Source organism: Providencia sp. PROV156 (assembly GCF_028480905.1).
Lineage (GTDB): Bacteria > Pseudomonadota > Gammaproteobacteria > Enterobacterales > Enterobacteriaceae > Providencia > Providencia hangzhouensis.
In genome coordinates, this window is record NZ_JAMPPE010000007.1 from 171,605 (window position 1) to 190,484 (window position 18,880).

The 18,880-nt window shown below is 40.5% G+C and carries 12 protein-coding genes; 5 read left to right on the forward strand and 7 right to left on the reverse strand.

Features of this window, described 5'->3' with window-relative positions; genetic code table 11:
• Positions 1-7 precede the first annotated feature (7 nt).
• On the reverse strand, positions 8-2,116 hold the full coding sequence (gene rlmKL, locus PSF31_RS07540) for a bifunctional 23S rRNA (guanine(2069)-N(7))-methyltransferase RlmK/23S rRNA (guanine(2445)-N(2))-methyltransferase RlmL (RefSeq protein ID WP_096864219.1): 2,109 nt from the start codon (positions 2,114-2,116) through the stop codon (positions 8-10).
• Positions 2,117-2,214: 98 nt separating this feature from the next.
• On the opposite strand from rlmKL, the gene PSF31_RS07545 reads away from it, so the two are divergent.
• Positions 2,215-3,330, forward strand: coding sequence for a YcbX family protein (locus PSF31_RS07545; RefSeq protein ID WP_096864220.1), 1,116 nt, complete (start codon positions 2,215-2,217; stop codon positions 3,328-3,330).
• A 125-nt stretch (positions 3,331-3,455) separates the two neighbouring features.
• On the opposite strand, the gene PSF31_RS07550 is transcribed toward PSF31_RS07545, so the two are convergent.
• The 3 genes from PSF31_RS07550 to pepN all read right to left on the reverse strand — a co-directional run bounded on the left by PSF31_RS07550 (position 3,456) and on the right by pepN (position 8,225).
• Complete coding sequence (locus tag PSF31_RS07550) at positions 3,456-4,001, reverse strand: cell division protein ZapC (RefSeq protein WP_004256145.1); 546 nt, start codon at positions 3,999-4,001, stop codon at positions 3,456-3,458.
• A 271-nt stretch (positions 4,002-4,272) separates the two neighbouring features.
• Positions 4,273-5,283 (reverse strand): quinone-dependent dihydroorotate dehydrogenase, encoded by a 1,011-nt coding sequence (gene pyrD, locus PSF31_RS07555; protein ID WP_036958164.1) that lies wholly within the window; start codon positions 5,281-5,283, stop codon positions 4,273-4,275.
• 323 nt (positions 5,284-5,606) lie between these two features.
• Entirely contained in the window at positions 5,607-8,225 is a 2,619-nt protein-coding gene (gene pepN, locus PSF31_RS07560) for an aminopeptidase N (RefSeq protein ID WP_096864221.1), read from the reverse strand.
• A 544-nt stretch (positions 8,226-8,769) separates the two neighbouring features.
• On the opposite strand from pepN, the gene pncB reads away from it, so the two are divergent.
• The 4 genes from pncB (at position 8,770) to PSF31_RS07580 (ending at position 15,134) form a co-directional block, all read left to right on the forward strand.
• Positions 8,770-9,984 (forward strand): nicotinate phosphoribosyltransferase, encoded by a 1,215-nt coding sequence (gene pncB / locus PSF31_RS07565; protein WP_096864222.1) that lies wholly within the window; start codon positions 8,770-8,772, stop codon positions 9,982-9,984.
• A gap of 490 nt (positions 9,985-10,474) precedes the next feature.
• Positions 10,475-11,875, forward strand: coding sequence for an asparagine--tRNA ligase (asnS, locus tag PSF31_RS07570; protein ID WP_096864223.1), 1,401 nt, complete (start codon positions 10,475-10,477; stop codon positions 11,873-11,875).
• A 568-nt stretch (positions 11,876-12,443) separates the two neighbouring features.
• Positions 12,444-13,526, forward strand: coding sequence for a porin (locus PSF31_RS07575; protein WP_269439553.1), 1,083 nt, complete (start codon positions 12,444-12,446; stop codon positions 13,524-13,526).
• Between the two features lie 417 nt (positions 13,527-13,943).
• The gene (locus PSF31_RS07580; protein WP_096864225.1) at positions 13,944-15,134 is read left to right on the forward strand and encodes an amino acid aminotransferase; all 1,191 of its coding nucleotides are present in this window, start codon (positions 13,944-13,946) and stop codon (positions 15,132-15,134) included.
• A gap of 84 nt (positions 15,135-15,218) precedes the next feature.
• Here the strand turns inward: PSF31_RS07580 and PSF31_RS07585 are convergent, their stop codons facing one another.
• From PSF31_RS07585 to ldtD, 3 genes are all read right to left on the reverse strand, one after another.
• Positions 15,219-15,866 (reverse strand): MBL fold metallo-hydrolase, encoded by a 648-nt coding sequence (locus PSF31_RS07585; RefSeq protein ID WP_004256171.1) that lies wholly within the window; start codon positions 15,864-15,866, stop codon positions 15,219-15,221.
• 39 nt (positions 15,867-15,905) lie between these two features.
• Positions 15,906-16,454 carry a YcbK family protein gene (locus PSF31_RS07590; RefSeq protein WP_004256173.1) on the reverse strand — a complete coding sequence of 183 codons (549 nt, stop codon included), beginning with the start codon at positions 16,452-16,454 and terminating at the stop codon, positions 15,906-15,908.
• A 390-nt stretch (positions 16,455-16,844) separates the two neighbouring features.
• Complete coding sequence (ldtD, locus tag PSF31_RS07595) at positions 16,845-18,596, reverse strand: L,D-transpeptidase (protein ID WP_096864226.1); 1,752 nt, start codon at positions 18,594-18,596, stop codon at positions 16,845-16,847.
• Positions 18,597-18,880 lie beyond the last annotated feature (284 nt).

Sequence of the window (18,880 nt, forward strand, 5' to 3'; positions counted from 1 at the left end):
TCTATCCTTACTCTGCGTGGCTAATTAGCCAGCAGTTATGTATTTGGCGGTTACGAGCAAAATCTTCTGACAGTGTTTTCGCTGTGATTTCTTGTGCTTGTAATCCTAATTCTTTAATTGCTTCAAGATCCATTTTAAAACCGCGTTTGTTATTAGAAAACATTACGGTTCCACCACGGCGTAATAACCGCTTTAGGTGGGTAATCAATTGGATATGATCTCGTTGTACGTCAAACGTACCATCCATGCGTTTTGAATTTGAAAATGTTGGGGGATCAATAAAGATCAAATCAAATTGTTCCCGGCTATTCGCCAGCCAACTCAAGCAATCCGCTTGAATTAAACGATGCTGACGACCTGTTAGCCCATTCGCTTGTAGGTTTTTCTCAGCCCACTCAAGATAAGTGCGTGACATATCTACGGAAGTGGTGCTTTTCGCGCCGCCAAGCCCTGCATGCACAGTGGCAGTGCCGGTGTAACAGAACAAGTTTAAGAAATCGGCATCTTTACTCATCTGGCCTAACATTTTACGGGCAATACGATGGTCAAGAAATAACCCTGTATCCAGATAGTCCGTCAAATTCACCAACATTTTCGCATTGTATTCTTGCACTAAAAAGAAATCGTCTTTTTGCGCTAATTTCTCATACTGCTGCTTGCCTTTTTGGCGCTGGCGCGTTTTTAACACTAGCTGATTCGATGTCAGTTCTAATACATTCATTGTTGCAGTGATCACATCAAATAGGCGTTGACGAGCTTTGCGTTCATCAACGGTTTTCGGTGGCGCGTATTCTTGGATCACCACTTTATCGCCATAAATATCAACCGCAACATTGTATTCAGGTAAATCAGCATCATAAACACGGTAACTATCAATGCCTTGTTGTTTTGCCCATTTACTTAATTTCTTGATATTTTTACGTAAACGATTTGCAAAATCAGGAGAAATTTCCGCTATCGTTTCTGATGGCGTAGCCGCTAGCTGGTAGTTTTTCTGGACACAATCTAAAGGACCATTCTTAGCTTTAAATTCACGCTCTGAACGCAGTTGCAAACAGCTGAGTAACTCAGGAGAAGCACTAAAAATCGATAAACGCCAACCAGGGAACCGGGCCTTCACGATCCGCCCTAACTGGCTATGTAGCGCAATTAAAGCAGGCTCACTTTCTAAACGCTCCCCATAAGGGGGATTGCTAATAATCGTGCCTAACGCATCGGCCTTAACTGGGTTTTCCAATGCAGCGGCATCACCTTGCTTAAAGGTGATTAAATCTTGTAACCCTGCACGGCGCGCGTTCGCACGAGCCATTTCCAGTACGCGCTTATCGATATCAAAACCATAAAAACGCGATGTCGTTTCTTTCAAACCTTGGCGGAAACGCACTTGCGCTTCCGTGGTTAGTTCACGCCAAAGTTCCGCGTTAAATTTCGACCATGCATAAAAGCCCCAATGCGTACGGTGTAACCCGGGGGCTTTATCTGTTGCCATCATTGCAGCTTCAATTAACAAGGTTCCTGAACCGCACATCGGGTCGACCAAGGGTGTTCCTTGCTGCCAACCTGAACGGTTGATAATTGCTGCCGCCAGCGTCTCTTTTAAGGGTGCTTGACCTGCCAAATCACGGTAGCCACGAATATGTAATGAATCACCACTTAAATCGAGTGCTACACTGGCTTTTTCTTTATTAAGGTAGACGTTGATGCGGATATCCGCTTGCTGGCGAGCGACATCAGGACGTTGGTCTAGCTTGCGTACGAAGCTGTCTACGATAGCATCTTTCACTTTCAATGCACCGTATTGGCTGTTGCGAATTTCTTCGTTAGTCCCTGTAAAATGAACAACAAAGGTATCATTGACGGAGAAAATCTCACTCCAGTCGATTGCTTGTACACCGAGGTACAAATCTAAGTCACTGTAGACGTCAAAATCATTCAGTGGCAATAAAATACGCGATGCCAGCCGACTCCACAGTAGGCTTTGGTACATCACACGTTCGTCGGCCTGAAAATAGACACCCCCTTGGGCCACTTTGCATTGGCTAGCGCCAAGCGATTCTAATTCCGTTTTCAGTAGTTCTTCAAGGCCGCGAGCTGTGCTGGCAAACAGAGAATTCATAGTATTTATTACCAATTTGGATGAAAAATTGTTGCGCATTATAGCTAATCTTATGCAGTTGTCATAAAGTTGCTACGCACAATTATAAGGATTAAAAAATGATAACGCTTTCGCGCCTTTACACACACCCAGTTAAATCTATGCGAGGAGTTCGTTTATCCCACGCCTTCGCTGATATTAGCGGTTTGACTTTTGATCGTAATTTTATGGTAACCACGCTGGAAGGTAAATTTATTACGGCGAGAAAATATCCACAAATGTTACTTTTTACACCGGTAATGCTCAATAATGGTCTTCACTTGCGAGCACCAAATGGCGAAAGTGCGACGGTATTGTATCAGGACTTTGATGAGAAGCAGAGCCCTACTGAAGTTTGGGACAATCATTTTCATGCACTTATTGCACCTGAAGCAATAAATCGCTGGTTAAGTACCTTTTTTGACGAACCGGTACAACTACGCTGGCTAAGCCCGCAGCTTTCTCGTCGCGTCAAAGAACACAAAGATGTGCCGATGTCTTTTGCTGACGGCTACCCTTTCTTACTGATCAACGAAGCTTCTGTCCAAGAACTGCAACGCCGTTGCCCTGCCAGTATTAAATTAGAACAGTTTCGTGGCAACTTAATTATTACAGGCGCCAAGCCTTTTGAAGAAGATACATGGAAAACCATTCAAATTGGTGATGTCATCTTTACATTAGATAGGCCATGTAGCCGATGCATTTTAACTACTGTTAGCCCAGAGAAAGGGATCAAACATCCCCACAGTGAGCCACTTGCGACATTACAAACCTTCCGTTCAGATGAAACAGGGGATGTCGATTTTGGCCAAAATGTGATTATTAAAAATACCGGTGTTATTCGTGTTGGCGATACTCTGACGGTATTAGAAACTAAACCAGCAAAACAGTATTTAGTTCAAGAGCGGGAAAGTGACCTAGCAGCTAATAGTTTAAATACTCAAGCCAATAAGGTCAGTTTAGTTTTTGAAGAAACAGAATATACCGGTGATAACCAAAATGTGATCCTGGAGCAATTAGAATCCAATGGTTTAACTATCCCTTATTCATGTCGAGCTGGCATCTGTGGTCGCTGTAAAATTAAACTTATTTCAGGGGAAGTCACCCCGTTAAAACAAAGCGCCATTAAAGAAAACGGTTATATACTCGCCTGTAGTTGTATCCCGAAAACATCCGTTAAATTAGCGTTTAATTAAGCGTTGATTTTGCTTTTTAACACCATCAAGGTTTCAATTCTACGATGGTGTTAAACGCTCAAAACTAGATTAATTAGCAAAAAAACTTTTTGTTTCACTATTCTTTTTTGATCTCTAGCGATCATTTAAATAGCATTACCGTATAATTGACGTTTCACTTTAGATGAATATTCAAGCATGCGATCGTTCATGATCTTAATTGGATCGCAAAATCGTAAAGTTCGATCGGGTAATTCTAAAATTGGTTCCGCTAATAAACATAAACTCGCAGAAGGGCCAGCCTCAGCAATAATAAATGTGGAATAATGGTTCGTATTTTCTAAACACACTTGAATTATTTGCCCCTGCTTAGGCTCATTAATATAGTGAAATGAAGAAAAGTACCAACTCTTTGGCATCTGTGGCTTTAAAAAACGAAAAGCAACTAAACTATTTAAGACTAATTCAGCTCTTTCTTCTTGAGTAATATTTAGCCTTTTAGCCTGCTCATCAAATAAATAATATTCACCTGCATCTTCGATACTAAAAGGCATCTCATTACGAGCAAAAACCGTTAGCATCTTAGCAGGAAAACATGAACGAAATATCATGCCGTTGGCGAGATCTAACATCACCCTATTATGGTCATGATCAAAATACCAACGCCAATGATCATCAGGTTTAATATTCATAAACGATCCTTTAGCGATTTACCGGTAAATAAAGTAGAAATGATCTCTATAATGATCCTTTCTAAATTTACTCTAAGGCTATTTTTATATGCTAAAAATTGGATCTGCTAAATAAGAAGATGCGTTAGAAATAACTGGATAATATTGTTATCTAAATAGCAAATCTACTGAAAATTGAGTTCAACTTGATACAAAAATAGCCACTATTAGCAATATAGTTTAAAAGGGGGAATAAATAAACCCCCTTGATACGTAAATTTACAATTTATTACTAGATATGATTAACAATATCTTTAATTAATTTTGGCCCATGATAAATAAAACCAGAATAAATTTGAATTAAAGAGGCACCCGCTTCCATTTTTTCACGCGCCGCGGTAAGGGAATCAATTCCACCTACTCCAATTATTGGCAGCTTTCCATTTAACTCACGTGAAATAATCTTAATAACTTGTGTACTTTTTAATTGCACAGGACGGCCACTTAACCCACCAGCCTCATTACAATGATTTATCCCTTGAACCAAAGAACGATCTAGCGTGGTATTCGTTGCAATAACGCCATCAATATTATGCCTAACTAGGCTATCTGAAACTTGGATAATTTCCTCTTCAGATAAATCAGGCGCAACCTTTACAGCGACAGGTACATATTTTTGGTGCTGTAATTGTAATTCCAGTTGTTTTGCTTTTATACTACTTAATAAATCATCTAGTGCTTCGCCATATTGTAATGTACGCAAGCCTGGCGTATTTGGTGAGGAAATATTAATAGCAATATAACCTGCATGAGCATAGACCTTATCCATGCAAATTAAATAGTCATCTTTACCTTGTTCAACAGGTGTATCTTTATTTTTACCAATATTGATACCAATGACTCCGCCGTAATTCGATTTTTTAACATTCTCAACAAGGTTATCGACACCTTTATTATTAAAACCCATCCGGTTAATTAAACCTTCTGCTTCTACAAGTCGAAATAACCGCGGTTTGTCATTACCAGACTGTGGACGAGGAGTTACCGTACCAATTTCTATAAACCCAAAACCCATTGCACCAAATGCATCAATACATTCACCATCTTTATCTAAACCCGCGGCGAGCCCTAGTGGGTTTTTAAAGGAAAGCCCCATGCATTGAACGGGTTTAGTGGCAACAGATTGGCGAATAAGACATTGGAAAGGGGAATGGTTCAAACGTTGAAGCTGGCGAAAAGTCAATTCATGAGCTTTTTCAGGGTCGAGCTGGAACAGTGCCTTGCGGGCAAGATGATATAACATATCCAATAACCTATTTTTACTAGTGCGTTTCAATAAAATAGACATTATGTCGCGCGCCAAAACCCTCGCCAAAGACTGATTGCCGAGTTTTCACTGTGCGAACTATTTTTCGTCGGATAAAACGCGCTATAGATTACCCTATCTCACCGCGCTTTTACCATGAAAAAATCAATAAAAATTCATTTGCCTGGTTTTTTGGGGGAAAACAACCACTTTATGACAGTTATCTCTCATTTAATATTCCATTATTGTCATAAACAAATAAGCCGCTAAATTAATTTTAGCGGCTTATTAAAACCAATAATTGGTTAGCTATATATAAATCAGCTTTCTAACGCTTTGGTAATTTTTTCAAATAGATCACCAGAAAGGTTATCGAGCGCTTTCAATTGCTCAAGCACTTTGCGCATCTGTGCTTGGCGCTGTTCATCATAACGTTTTAAACGGATCAACGGCTCGATCAGCCTCGAAGCCACTTGCGGGTTACGTGTATTCAGATCGACTAAAATTTCATACAGGAATTGGTAACCACTGCTATCTTTCGCATGGAAATTAACGGGATTCCCTGCTGTGAAAGCACCGACGAGTGAGCGAACACGGTTAGGGTTACTCATGCTAAATGAGCGGTGATTCAATAATGCACGTACATTGGCAAGCGCTTCTTTTGCAGGGTTTGCCCCTTGCAATGTAAACCACTTATCCATGACTAACCCGTCATGGTGCCAACGCTCATCAAAGTCTGCCATTAACTGTTCTTTACAAGCTAACTGTGATTCATTAGCGGCTGTCAATGCGGCCAATGAATCAGTCATATTATCGGCAGATTGGTATTGTTCCAGCACTAATTTATTCGCCAGTTCGCTATCATCACCCGCCGCTAAGTATTGCAGGCAAATATTACGCAATGAACGTTTAGCAATATCTTGGTGATCAACACGATAGCCATCAATATTAATGGAGCGATAAACGGTGAGAAGCTCATCATGCATTTCTACTGCTAAATGATGATGGATAAAATTCACCACTTCGTGGATCGCTACCGGGTCAATAACCGTAAATAATTCTGCAAGCTCATTTTCGGAAGGCAACGTTAAGATCAAGGCGACTAACGCAGGGTCAATCGAATCACTTAATAATACACCGCGGAAAGCATCAACTACTGGCTCAGGTAAAACTAAAGTCTCACCATTTTGATAGTGAGCCACGTTAATTTTTACATAATTATTAATGAGTTGCTGAGCAGCATCCCAACGAGCAAATTCATTGCTTGCATGCTGCATCAAGAAAGCTAATTGCTCATCTGTGTAGTTGTAATCTAATTTTACAGGGGCTGAAAACTCACGCAATAAGGAGGGAACTGGGCGACTTGTCACCTCATCAAAAACAAACGTTTGAGTTTCTTGCGTAATGTTTAGCACTGAATTTACCACACTACCATCACGTTTTAGCGTAATAATTCCACCTTGCTCATCATAGAGCTCAATATCCAATGGGATATGTAATGGCAGCTTTTCAGCTTGATCCGCTGTAGGTGGCGTCATTTGGCTAACATGTAGCGTATATTGCTGTTTTTCTGGTGAATATTCATCACGCACAGTTAAAACTGGCGTCCCTGATTGGCTATACCAACGACGAAATAGTGATAAATCAACATTTGACGCATCTTCCATCGCCTGCACAAAATCGTCACAGGTTGCCGCACTGCCATCATGGCGATGAACATAAAGTTGTATTCCCGCTTGGAACATTTCCTCACCGAGCAGCGTATGGATCATGCGAATGACTTCAGACCCTTTTTCATACACTGTTAAAGTATAGAAATTGTTCATTTCAATGACTTTGTCAGGACGGATTGGATGCGCCATTGGGCTTGCATCTTCAGCAAACTGGGCTGAACGCATCACTTTAACATTGTTGATACGGTTAACAGAGCGAGAGCCTAAATCAGAGCTAAATTCTTGATCGCGGAAAACAGTTAACCCTTCTTTTAAGCTCAATTGGAACCAGTCACGGCAAGTGATACGGTTACCTGTCCAGTTATGGAAGTATTCGTGACCAATCACAGATTCGATATTCAGATAGTCTTTATCCGTCGCTGTCTCACTTTTGGCTAAAACATATTTAGAGTTAAAGACATTCAAACCTTTATTTTCCATTGCTCCCATGTTGAAGAAATCAACGGCAACAATCATATAGATATCAAGGTCATACTCTAAACCAAAGCGTTCTTCATCCCATTTCATGGCATTTTTCAGGGACTGCATTGCCCATGGTGCACGGTCTAAATTACCTTTATCGACAAAAAGTTCTAATGCAACTTCACGGCCACTACGAGTGACAAATAAGTCTTTTAAAACGTCAAAATCGCCTGCGACTAAGGCAAATAAATAACTTGGTTTTGGGAATGGGTCTTCCCATTTCACCCAATGGCGGCCGTCTTCTAACTCACCTTCTGCGATACGGTTACCATTTGATAATAAATAAGGATAACGTGATTTATCCGCTGTAATTGTAGTGGTATAGCGAGCCAGCACATCTGGTCGGTCTTGGTAATAGGTAATATGGCGGAAACCTTCTGCTTCACATTGTGTGCATAACGCCTCACCTGAAACATATAGCCCTTCTAACGCTGTATTTTTTTCAGGGCTAATTTCATTCACAATCCGCAGTGTAAAAGATTCAGGTAATGATTCAATAATCAATTTACCTTCAGATTCTTTATAGTTTTTCCACGCTTTGCCATCGACTTCAATACTGACTAGTGATAAATCTTCGCCATTGAGTTCAAGTGTTGATGACTGAGAGTTAAGGCGTTTTACCTTACTTATTGCGGTAACGACTGTCTTCACTGGGTCAAGATTAAAATCGAGGTCAATTTCTGTAATTGTGTAATCAGGTGCTTGATAATCCTGACGATATTTCGCTTGTCTTAGCTGGGTCATAAGTAACCTTTTAATTCGTTATATTCAATATCGTACTGCTTTATTACTTATACAATACTATAAGCCACAATAATGTGAATGGATTTGAGAAACATTTTCATCAAAAAATGTTATCTATTTTTATGGCAATGTTAGCTTTGTATGTCACACCCTGCTTAATTTTGTTAAGAATTCGTTTGTTTGTTGGTGCTATAGTACTATTAAATATTTTATAGCGTGTTAGTATCTTTTCGTGATTAATGCTTTTTGTCTATTTCTATGGAACATAATACGAATAAAACGTATTTATTTGATTTTATAGTAATACAAAAAGGCAATGCGCGAATTTAGGTTGCCGTGCTCCTTGAAACCAAGTGGTAGAATAACACTTCTATCTTTTGCTAAAGTGGGTATACTTTTGCAACTTTAACGATTTAGCTAACGACTATTGCTGCTTTTATCTCATTGTGACTTTTTGAAAAATCAAACAGTTTTCAAGGGAAACAAGAGTATAAATGAATAGCATTAGTGGTAAAGATAAGCTCCGCGAGGATGTCTGCGTGCCATGAATTTAGACGCTACACCAATTATTACATCACTGCTTGATACCGATGCTTACAAGCTTCATATGCAGCAGGCCGTTTTCCACCGTTACCACCAGGTACCGGTTGTCGCTGAGTTCCGCTGTCGTAGCAGTGAGATCTTAGGTGCTTACGCCAATGAAATCAGGCAACAAATTCAGTTGATGGCTAACTTATCACTTTCTGATAATGAACTGAATTTTCTCCGCCGCTTACCTTTCTTCCAAGAAGACTATCTTACGTGGTTAAAATCATTCCGCTTTAACCCTGAACAAGTCGTTGTCAGTACCACCGACGAAGGCCAATTGGCTATTCGCATTAGTGGGCCTTGGCGTGAAGTGATCATGTGGGAGGTACCACTCCTTGCATTGGTCAGTGAAATCATCCAAAAAGATAGGCACCCAAACATTCATCCTGATGATGCTGTTCAGCAACTTAAAAAGCTGTTAAATGTTTTTTATCAACAAGCTGATGAGCACCAACTCGACTTGTCTAATTTTAAGCTAATGGACTTCGGGACACGCCGCCGTTTTTCCTACGATGTACAATCCGCCATTGTTTCGATGCTTAAACAAGAATTTCCTTACCTTGTGGGGACTAGCAATTACAAACTTGCTCACGAGTTAGGCCTAGCCCCTGTTGGCACACAAGCCCATGAGTGGTTCCAAGCCCACCAGCAAATCAGCCCTGAATTGGCAAATAGCCAACGCGAGGCATTGCAGAGCTGGCTAGATGAATACCCTAATCACTTAGGTGTTGCATTAACTGACTGTATCACCATGGATGCCTTTTTGCGTGATTTTGATGCTAACTTTGCGAACCGCTACCAAGGGTTGCGTCATGATTCAGGGGATCCAATCGAATGGGGAGAAAAAGCCATTGCTCATTACCAAAAATTGGGTATCGACCCTATGAGCAAAACACTGGTGTTCTCTGACAGCTTAGACTTACAAAAAGCACTTGAATTATATCGTTATTTCCACCAACGGATTAACCTTGTTTTTGGTATCGGCACTCGTCTAACCTGCAATATTCCCAATGTTACGCCGCTAAATATTGTGATCAAATTGGTAGAGTGCAATGGTAAGCCTGTCGCTAAGCTCTCAGATAGCCCAGGAAAAACCATTTGTGAAGATGATGAGTTCGTCAATCAACTCAGAAAAGCGTTCGACCTCCCTAAAATGGAAAAAGCCAGCTAATTAAGTCGCTTTTCCCTAGCTCTGAGTAAGAATTTGCACTTTTCTTGCCCAGAGCTTCAAAACCCCCTTTTTCTTTTATTCACTTACTATTACTATAGCTTTTAAGCTCAATAACCACGCTTCGCTTCAACAGAAATGTTTTATCGCGATTTTTTACTTGTTTCCTAATAAATGGCAAGTAACATAGAGCTTTGGCCCCTGAAAAATGGGATTTCGTTAATATCCCTACTTTAACTATTTTAATCGCCATAAACCGATGACATTTTTTGAATAATATTCATAGATATAAGCGGTCGAATGGATTTAAAACAATTTGAATTACATCCTAAATAATTCGAGTTGTAGGAAGGCGGCAAACAAAGTGAGCCCTAGGAGCATACATAAGTATGTGACTAGGGTCGGTTTGTGAAGCCAACGCATCTACGGCTCGAAGTATGACGGATTGAGATAGTCGAAGTAGATATCGTTAAATATGAAGAGAGTGAATTATATGATAGTAGCGCCTGTAGTCGACGTACTGCAAGGCCGAGTGGCGGTAGGCACAGAAGTCACCGTTCAAGGCTGGGTACGTACAAGGAGAGATTCAAATGCTGGTTTTTCTTTCCTCGCCGTTTATGACGGTTCTTGCTTTAATCCGTTACAGGCTATCATTAATAATAATTTACCGAATTATAATGACGAAGTCCTGCACCTAACAACGGGTTGTTCTGTTGAAGTTACGGGTACCGTAAAAGAATCCCCAGGCCAAGGTCAATCATTTGAGCTTGAAGCCACTGCTGTAAAAGTTGTTGGTTGGGTTGAAGACCCTGACACCTACCCAATGGCAGCGAAGCGTCATAGTGTTGAGTTTTTACGTGAAGCCGCACACTTGCGCCCACGTACTAACTTAATTGGTGCTGTTGCACGTGTGCGCCACACTTTAGCGCAAGCTATCCACCGTTTCTTTGATGAGCAAGGCTACTTCTGGGTTTCAACTCCAGTGATCACTGCCTCAGACACCGAAGGCGCGGGGGAAATGTTCCGTGTTTCTACATTGGATTACAATAACCTGCCACGTGATGACAAAGGTGAAGTCGATTTCAGCGAAGATTTCTTTGGTCGCGAAGCTTTCTTAACCGTTTCAGGCCAACTGAACGGTGAAGCCTATGCAACAGCGATTAGCAAAGTTTACACTTTCGGCCCAACCTTCCGTGCTGAAAACTCAAATACTAGCCGTCACTTAGCTGAATTCTGGATGGTCGAACCTGAAGTGGCATTTGCTTCTTTAGATGATGTCGCAGGCCTTGCAGAAAAAATGCTGAAATTCGCCTTCAAAGCCGCTCTTGAAGAACGCCGTGATGACTTAGAATTCTTTGCACAACGTGTTGATAAAGACGTTATCAACCGCTTAGAAAGCTTTGTTAACTCAGACTTTGCACAAGTTGATTACACGGATGCCATTAAAATCTTAGAAACTTGTGGTCAAAAATTCGAAAACCCAGTTTATTGGGGTGTCGATATGTCGTCTGAGCATGAGCGCTACTTAGCAGAACAGCACTTTAAAGCACCAGTGGTAGTGAAAAACTACCCGAAAGACATCAAAGCTTTCTATATGCGCCTCAATGAAGATGGCAAAACCGTTGCTGCGATGGACGTATTAGCACCAGGTATTGGTGAAATCATTGGTGGCTCACAACGTGAAGAACGTCTTGATATTCTAGATGCCCGTCTTGAAGAAATGGGTATGAATAAAGAAGATTACTGGTGGTACCGTGATCTGCGCCGTTATGGCACCGTTCCTCACTCAGGTTTCGGCCTTGGTTTTGAACGTTTAGTGGCTTACGTCACTGGTGTGGGTAACGTACGTGAAGTGATTCCATTCCCACGTACCCCAAGAAATGCAGCGTTCTAATAACTGCTTTTCTATGTTAACACCTTAATATACGGGCCAACTAATGTTGGCCCGTTACTTTTCAGTCCTAATATACTTTCACTATACAACTATCTCATCTTGTTACATCAAATTACAACCACATGATAACCAGGTCACAATTTTTACGTTATCACCTTATTATTCTCCGTAAACAGCCAGCAATCTGCTACCGCTAAGAATAATCTGCTTTTTAATCTCACTATTCTCTTTTTACTGGTGATAAATAACCGCTTTGCATTCGCTAAACTGCTCAAAAAAAACTCAATTTGTCTTTTGAAAAAGTTCCCTAATTTTTGTAATATTTTTTAAACTGGTACGATGAGCGGTTATTTATTGATCTATTTTTTACATTTTGAAACATCTAGTTACCATTTGTTTCAGAATCTTTGATTTTGTAGCACTTTGAGGGTAGATAATTTTATTTAGCAATGGAACACTGGTCGCCGACATAGACGACACTAATCTCTCACAAATAGTTCCAATTATTTTTTGCGAATTATTTTTGGCAGTGGCAGGTGTCCGAATAACACCAATGAGGGTAATAATAATGATGAAACGCAATATTCTTGCAATGGTTATCCCAGCTCTGTTAGCTGCTGGTGCAGCAAACGCAGCTGAAGTATACAACAAAGACGGCAACAAATTAGACGTTTACGGTAAAGTTGACGTTCGTCACTACTTTGCAAACGCTGAAAGCGGCGAAGATGGCGACGATTCACGTGTTCGTTTAGGTCTGAAAGGTGATACTCAAATCACTGATCAACTGACTGGTTTTGGTCGTTTCGAGTGGGAAACTAAAACTAACAAAGGCGAAAATAATCCAGAAAACAAAAACCGTTTAGCATACGCGGGTCTGAAATTCGCTGATTTCGGTTCAGTTGACTACGGCCGTAACTACGGTGTTATCTATGACACGAACGCATGGACTGACGTTATGCCTTTATGGGGCGGCGACACTATGGCACAGTCTGACGTATTCATGACTAGCCGTAACCGTAACCTGTTAACTTACCGTAACAACAATGCTTTCGGTTATGTTGATGGCCTGAGCTTCGCTCTGCAATATCAAGGTAAAAACACCGAAGATAACAAATCTAATAGTGGCGTTGCTTACAAAAATAACGGTGACGGCTTCGGTCTATCAACTGCTTATGACTTAGGTTGGGGCGTGTCACTGGGTGGTGGTTACTCAAGTTCTGCACGTACAGAACCACAAAAAGCTTCCGCAGCTGGTGGTGATAAAGCTCAAGCATGGAACGTTGGTGCTAAATTCGACGCTAACAATGTATACTTAGCAGCTATGTACGGCCAAACGCTGAACACAACTTACTTCGGTAACAAAAACACTATCGCTAACAAAACTGAAAACGTTGAGTTAGTAGCTCAGTACCTGTTCGACTTCGGTCTGAAACCATCTTTAGGTTATAACCAATCTAAAGGTAAGCAAATTGCTGGCGGTGACGGTGATATCGTTAAATATATCTCTGTAGGTTCTTACTACTACTTCAACAAAAACATGTCTGCAGTTGTTGATTACAAAATCAACCTGTTAAAAGACAACGACTTCAGTGAACGTTATGGTCTGATGACTGACAACGTTGTTGGTTTAGGTTTAGTTTACCAATTCTAATTATCAGTTAACTGATACTGATAAGTTAGAAAACGGTAACATGTTTTTGCAAGCAGCGCTTCGGCGCTGCTTTTTTATTTCGTTCTTCCCACCTCAAACTACCTCCCTCTAAAAAAACCTAAATTATCTGTAAGACAGACTGATTCACCGTCTTTATAGATATTTATGGTTAGATTACATGCAATTCCTACCTAGTTCACAAGATCTCGCCGATTTTTGGTAAAACGGTTGGCAAAAAGCCTTTATCACGTTACCCTGAGAACTCGACTCGTTCGACTAAACCCGTTTTCAGCTACACCCGCGAGTTTCGTATGGTATGGGCAGATTACAAGCAAGGATAGCCAACCGCATTCTCACTTATGCCTTCATACCTTAGGAACTGTGTGGGTACCACTACAGAGCTTTGGAATCGACAACATGTTTGAAAAAATTACTTCTGCCCCTGCTGACCCAATCTTAGGTCTTGCTGATAGTTTCCGTGCTGATCCCCGCGATAATAAAATCAACTTAGGTATTGGCGTCTATAAAGACGAATCAGGGAAAACCCCTGTGCTTGATACCGTTAAAAAAGCAGAAAAATTCCTGCTGGATAACGAAAACACCAAAAACTATCTTGCGATTAGCGGAATGCCAGAGTTCGGCCGTGTAACACAAGAACTGTTATTCGGTGCACAACATGAAATTGTCACCTCAAAACGTGCACGTACAGCGCAAGCACCCGGCGGTACTGGTGCCCTGCGTATCGCAGCTGATTTTATTGCGAAGCAAACTAATGCAAAACGCATTTGGATCAGCAACCCAACTTGGCCTAATCACAAAAATATTTTTGAAGCGGCTGGCTTAGAAGTGCTGACCTACAATTACTATGATGCAGCCAACCACGGTATGGATTTCGACGGTATGCTTAACAGCCTGTCATCCGCTGTTGCTGGCGATGTAATTGTTCTACACGGTTGCTGCCATAACCCAACGGGTATTGACCCAACTTCTGAGCAATGGACAAAGCTGGCGGCATTATGTGCGGAAAAAGGTTTATTGCCGGTTTTTGACTTTGCTTACCAAGGTTTCGCAAAAGGCTTAGATGAAGATGCCGAAGGCCTGCGTATTTTCACCAAAAACAACCCTGAAATGATTGTTGCGAGCTCATTCTCTAAAAACTTCGGTCTATACAATGAGCGTGTCGGTGCTTGTACCATCATAGCCAAAGACAGCGATAACGCCGAGCGTGCATTTAGCCAAGCGAAAGCGGTTATTCGTGCCAACTACTCAAACCCACCAGCGCACGGTGCTGCAGTGGTAACAACCATCCTTTCTGATGACGTATTAAAAGCTGAGTGGATCCAAGAGTTAACCGCAATGCGTGAGCGTATTAAACGCATGCGCCAACTGTTAGTGAAAACATTGGAAGAAAAAGGCGCTAAACAGGACTTTAGCTTCATTATCAACCAAAACGGTATGTTCTCCTTCAGTGGCCTAACAAAAGAGCAGGTAGAGCGTCTACGTAGCGAATTTGGTATCTATGCCGTAAGCTCTGGCCGTATTAACGTGGCAGGCTTAACATTAGAGAACATGGTTCCATTATGTGATGCCATCGTTAAAGTGCTGTAATCATTACATAGCACATGCTATCTAATACAAAAGGCACCTGACTAGGTGCCTTTTACGTCAAACTGTTAACCACTTAAAAATCAATTACCAAACAGGTAACTCATCTTGTAAGAAAGGATTTGTTTTCCGCTCAAAACCGAGATTAGACATCGGCCCATGACCAGGAATAAATTGATAATCATCGCCAAGCGGTAATACTTTGTTTTTAATTGATGAAATTAAATCTTGATGATTACCTCGTGGGAAATCACTACGACCAACACCACCTTTGAATAATACATCACCCATGGAAATTAATTTATCAGCATGGTTCACAAAAATAATATGACCGGGCGTATGGCCAGGACAATGCAGTACATCAAATGTAATATTGCCACAAGTCACCTTGTCCCCTTCTTCTAACCAGTAATCTGGTGTGAAGTCAGGGCATTCGCCTATATAAAACATTGCATTTTGCTCTGCGAGGTTTTCAATCCAAAAGGCGTCTTCTTTTTGTGGACCATAAATAGGCACTGAAAAGTGCTTAGAAAGGGTAGCCGATGCACCGATATGATCAGAATGACCATGCGTTAACAGAATTTTAGTTAACTTCAGCCCAAGGTTTTCAATAGCAGAAATTAACTTCTCTGCTTCTCCACCGGGGTCAACAACAACTGCATCTAACGTATTTTCATCCCAAATAACTTGGCAGTTTTGCATAAACGGTGTTACTGGGATAATAGTATATTTCATCGAGCAATTACTCCATAATCTGTGTCACCTATGCACAGATTACCATGTTCTTGCAGGCCCTGTATCAATATGTATAAAATTGCTTCGAGGATAATAACCAACACCACCTGCTTTCATTTTCAGCGCAGCTTTACGGATATTACTCAATTGTAACCCTTCGATATGGAAATCCATCGCCTGCCCGCGTGTGTGGTAGCTTTTCTTTGCCACCCCAGAACTTTTACTACGTAATTTATTATTAGTCTCTAAAGAACGATAACCAGAGATCAGTTGGACAGGTTTGTTTGTTCCCATCATCATTTGTAATAAATAGATTTGGTCAAACAATTTTGGGTCAATGGTTTTCACTTTGTCGCAACGATAATCACGGAAAAAATGATTTAAACGTGCTAGTTCAGACTTATTATAACGCCGCCCGTCAAAAAATTCGGTTTTTAACGATTCGCCTGTATTAATGTTTTGAAAACGCAAAATTCGTGGTCGAGGGGTCGTCATTGCAGCAAAGACATGGCTTGGTAATAAACTAAGGCCAATCGTTGCAGCCCCAATACCTAACCACTTTCTGCGGGATTGATCAATTATATCCATAGGTGATAGCTCAGACTCTAATAATTTCAGTATTAATCGATAAAATTTTGGCAACCTATTGAGTCTAGCAAATCATGCTTAGCTTTAATGTATAATTATGTAAAGATATGCATACTTAACAGGAATTTTATTGCAGTTTTCGTCAAAAATAGAGTTTTGTCACTCAAACCGCTCGAAACATGCAATCTTAGACACAAAATATGCTGCCTTTATCAAAGGTAAGTAAAATGATAATTACTGAGTAACCATAAAACAATGGAATAAACAGGATAAAAACGGAAAGTAGAGAGAACGCCACGAAATGAAAATTTACGAAGAACTATGTTCAGGCCGCTAATACGTAAAATAATTAAGGGGAGAATATCCCCCCTTACAAATTAAAACTCACAATTAGTGTAAAATCTTTTTCAGCATTGGCAAATATTTATCTGCATTATCAATAGAATTATCATACTGATAAATATCTGCTCGATATTGTGGTTGCTGGTCTTTATCTACCCAAGCCGTTTGGTAGTACAGAAAAACTGGGATTCTATCTGGTATATTCACATACCGTGTTGACCCCTCTTTCAATGCACCGTCAATTCGTTTTTGTTCCCAACCTGCATCACCTAACAAAATACTGGCTAACTCACTTGCTTTATTCACACGCACACATCCAGAGCTTATTGCACGTGCATTACGATTAAACAAACTATGGTTTGGTGTATCGTGTAAATAAATCGCATCTGAACTCGGCATATTAAACTTATAGCGCCCTAATGAGTTAGTTGGGCCAGGAGCTTGTCGAATTCGATATGGGAAATTAGCTGGAGTAATATTATCCCAGTCAATGGCATATGGGTTGATTTCATATGAATCAGCCCCCCAACCAGAATAAACCGTATAGCCTTTTCGACTAAAATAACTTGGGTCTTGCTTCCCTTTTGGGGCGATATCTTTACGTGCCATACTGGTTGGCACACTCCAAGGCGGGTTAATTACCACGTTATTTAGCGCACTGCTCATGATCGGCGTTTTACGATCAGCACGACCAACAATCACTTTAGAATCTAAAATGACTTCGTCATTTAAATAGAAATCTAAAGAGTAGCCTGGAATATTAACTAATATTCCTGTACCACTACTTGCAGGAATAATACGTAAACGTTGGATATTAAGCGCCATTAAACCTGCTTTTTGTTTTGGCTGCATATTTAACCAAACACGCGTGCCTTTTCCAACTACGCCGTCGGCCTCTAAACCATATTGTAATTGGAATTTTTTTACAGCATCAACGAGTTCTTGGTCATATACTTTGGACACGGTACTTGCAGGTGCATCACTTGGCTCTGTTGGTTCGACGGTTTGTTCAACCGCCAGTTCTGCAACTTGAGCCATTGTTTCAGGAGGGGCAACTTCTTCGGTTACATTTCCACCCTCAAGTAACCCTTCACGTTGTAAGATTTGACGTAACATAACCACATCATCGCTAGACTGCCCTAGCTTTAATGCTTTTGTTCCTACTATTTCTAGGTTATCTTCAGGCATCGCCAATAATTTCAGCATTTCCTTGCGCATTGGCAAATACATTGGATGATTCGGTGCCTGTGATTTTACCCAACTACTTAGGTTATTAGATTCAACGGCGTCTATCCATGGTTTCATTTGAGCCGTTGTTGGAGCAATAATTTTATATGGCCGATTAGTATATAGCCAGTACTGCCCGCTCGCCTCTATTGATGACAAATACTGTAAATAGCCAAGCATGGCATCAGATAAAATAACGTCGCGGCCCAGTTCATTTAACTGGTTATTTTCCAGTATTGCCAACCATTCCCCAAATTGAGGCTGAACCCCAGCAAGGGATAATTCTGCCAATTGTTGTTGAAATTGGCTAATTGCCGTTTCATCTTGCCACAATAGCTGCATTTGCCTATCAGCATATAGTTTTGCTAATTGCGTAGAAAAAATAGGTTTCACATCCGTAGGAAGTGATTGTGTTATTTTTACTAAACTTTCTGTTGGTGTAACTGGAGCTACCGCTTGAACTTCAGAAACACTTTGCTGCGTATTTTCTTCATTTGAAAATGCAGGAAACTGTAACGCCATCAACCCGCATATTACTGAGACTTGCAGAGCTCGCACTCTTCTCTTTGCCATACATCCACCTTAATTAACTACATGGATAACAATATTTTTTATTATAATTACAATTTTATTGTATTTAATTTTAGCAGTAATGTTATAGGAATAGACTAATTTTCCTTTTTTCGGATTATAGACAGATAACCACTTAATGAGAAAAAGAATTATTTTCATTATTAGTGGGTATTTATTGGTGCTTTAAACATAGATGAATTTTATTTTAATTAAAAGCTTTAGCTAACGCTTTCTTTCTCACTTAATTTCCATATAGAAAAAGAGGTTTTCATCATGAAAAAATA

What these genes read in the sequence shown, in the direction of transcription:
- PSF31_RS07590 (WP_004256173.1), bottom strand. Translation starts at nt 16,454, where the DNA reads ATGGATATAATTGATCAATCCCGCAGAAAGTGGTTAGGTATTGGGGCT.
- PSF31_RS07580 (WP_096864225.1), top strand. Translation starts at nt 13,944, where the DNA reads ATGTTTGAAAAAATTACTTCTGCCCCTGCTGACCCAATCTTAGGTCTT.
- PSF31_RS07545 (WP_096864220.1), top strand. Translation starts at nt 2,215, where the DNA reads ATGATAACGCTTTCGCGCCTTTACACACACCCAGTTAAATCTATGCGA.
- PSF31_RS07550 (WP_004256145.1), bottom strand. Translation starts at nt 4,001, where the DNA reads ATGAATATTAAACCTGATGATCATTGGCGTTGGTATTTTGATCATGAC.
- pepN (WP_096864221.1), bottom strand. Translation starts at nt 8,225, where the DNA reads ATGACCCAGCTAAGACAAGCGAAATATCGTCAGGATTATCAAGCACCT.
- ldtD (WP_096864226.1), bottom strand. Translation starts at nt 18,596, where the DNA reads ATGGCAAAGAGAAGAGTGCGAGCTCTGCAAGTCTCAGTAATATGCGGG.
- rlmKL (WP_096864219.1), bottom strand. Translation starts at nt 2,116, where the DNA reads ATGAATTCTCTGTTTGCCAGCACAGCTCGCGGCCTTGAAGAACTACTG.
- pyrD (WP_036958164.1), bottom strand. Translation starts at nt 5,283, where the DNA reads ATGTTATATCATCTTGCCCGCAAGGCACTGTTCCAGCTCGACCCTGAA.
- PSF31_RS07575 (WP_269439553.1), top strand. Translation starts at nt 12,444, where the DNA reads ATGATGAAACGCAATATTCTTGCAATGGTTATCCCAGCTCTGTTAGCT.
- asnS (WP_096864223.1), top strand. Translation starts at nt 10,475, where the DNA reads ATGATAGTAGCGCCTGTAGTCGACGTACTGCAAGGCCGAGTGGCGGTA.
- PSF31_RS07585 (WP_004256171.1), bottom strand. Translation starts at nt 15,866, where the DNA reads ATGAAATATACTATTATCCCAGTAACACCGTTTATGCAAAACTGCCAA.
- pncB (WP_096864222.1), top strand. Translation starts at nt 8,770, where the DNA reads ATGAATTTAGACGCTACACCAATTATTACATCACTGCTTGATACCGAT.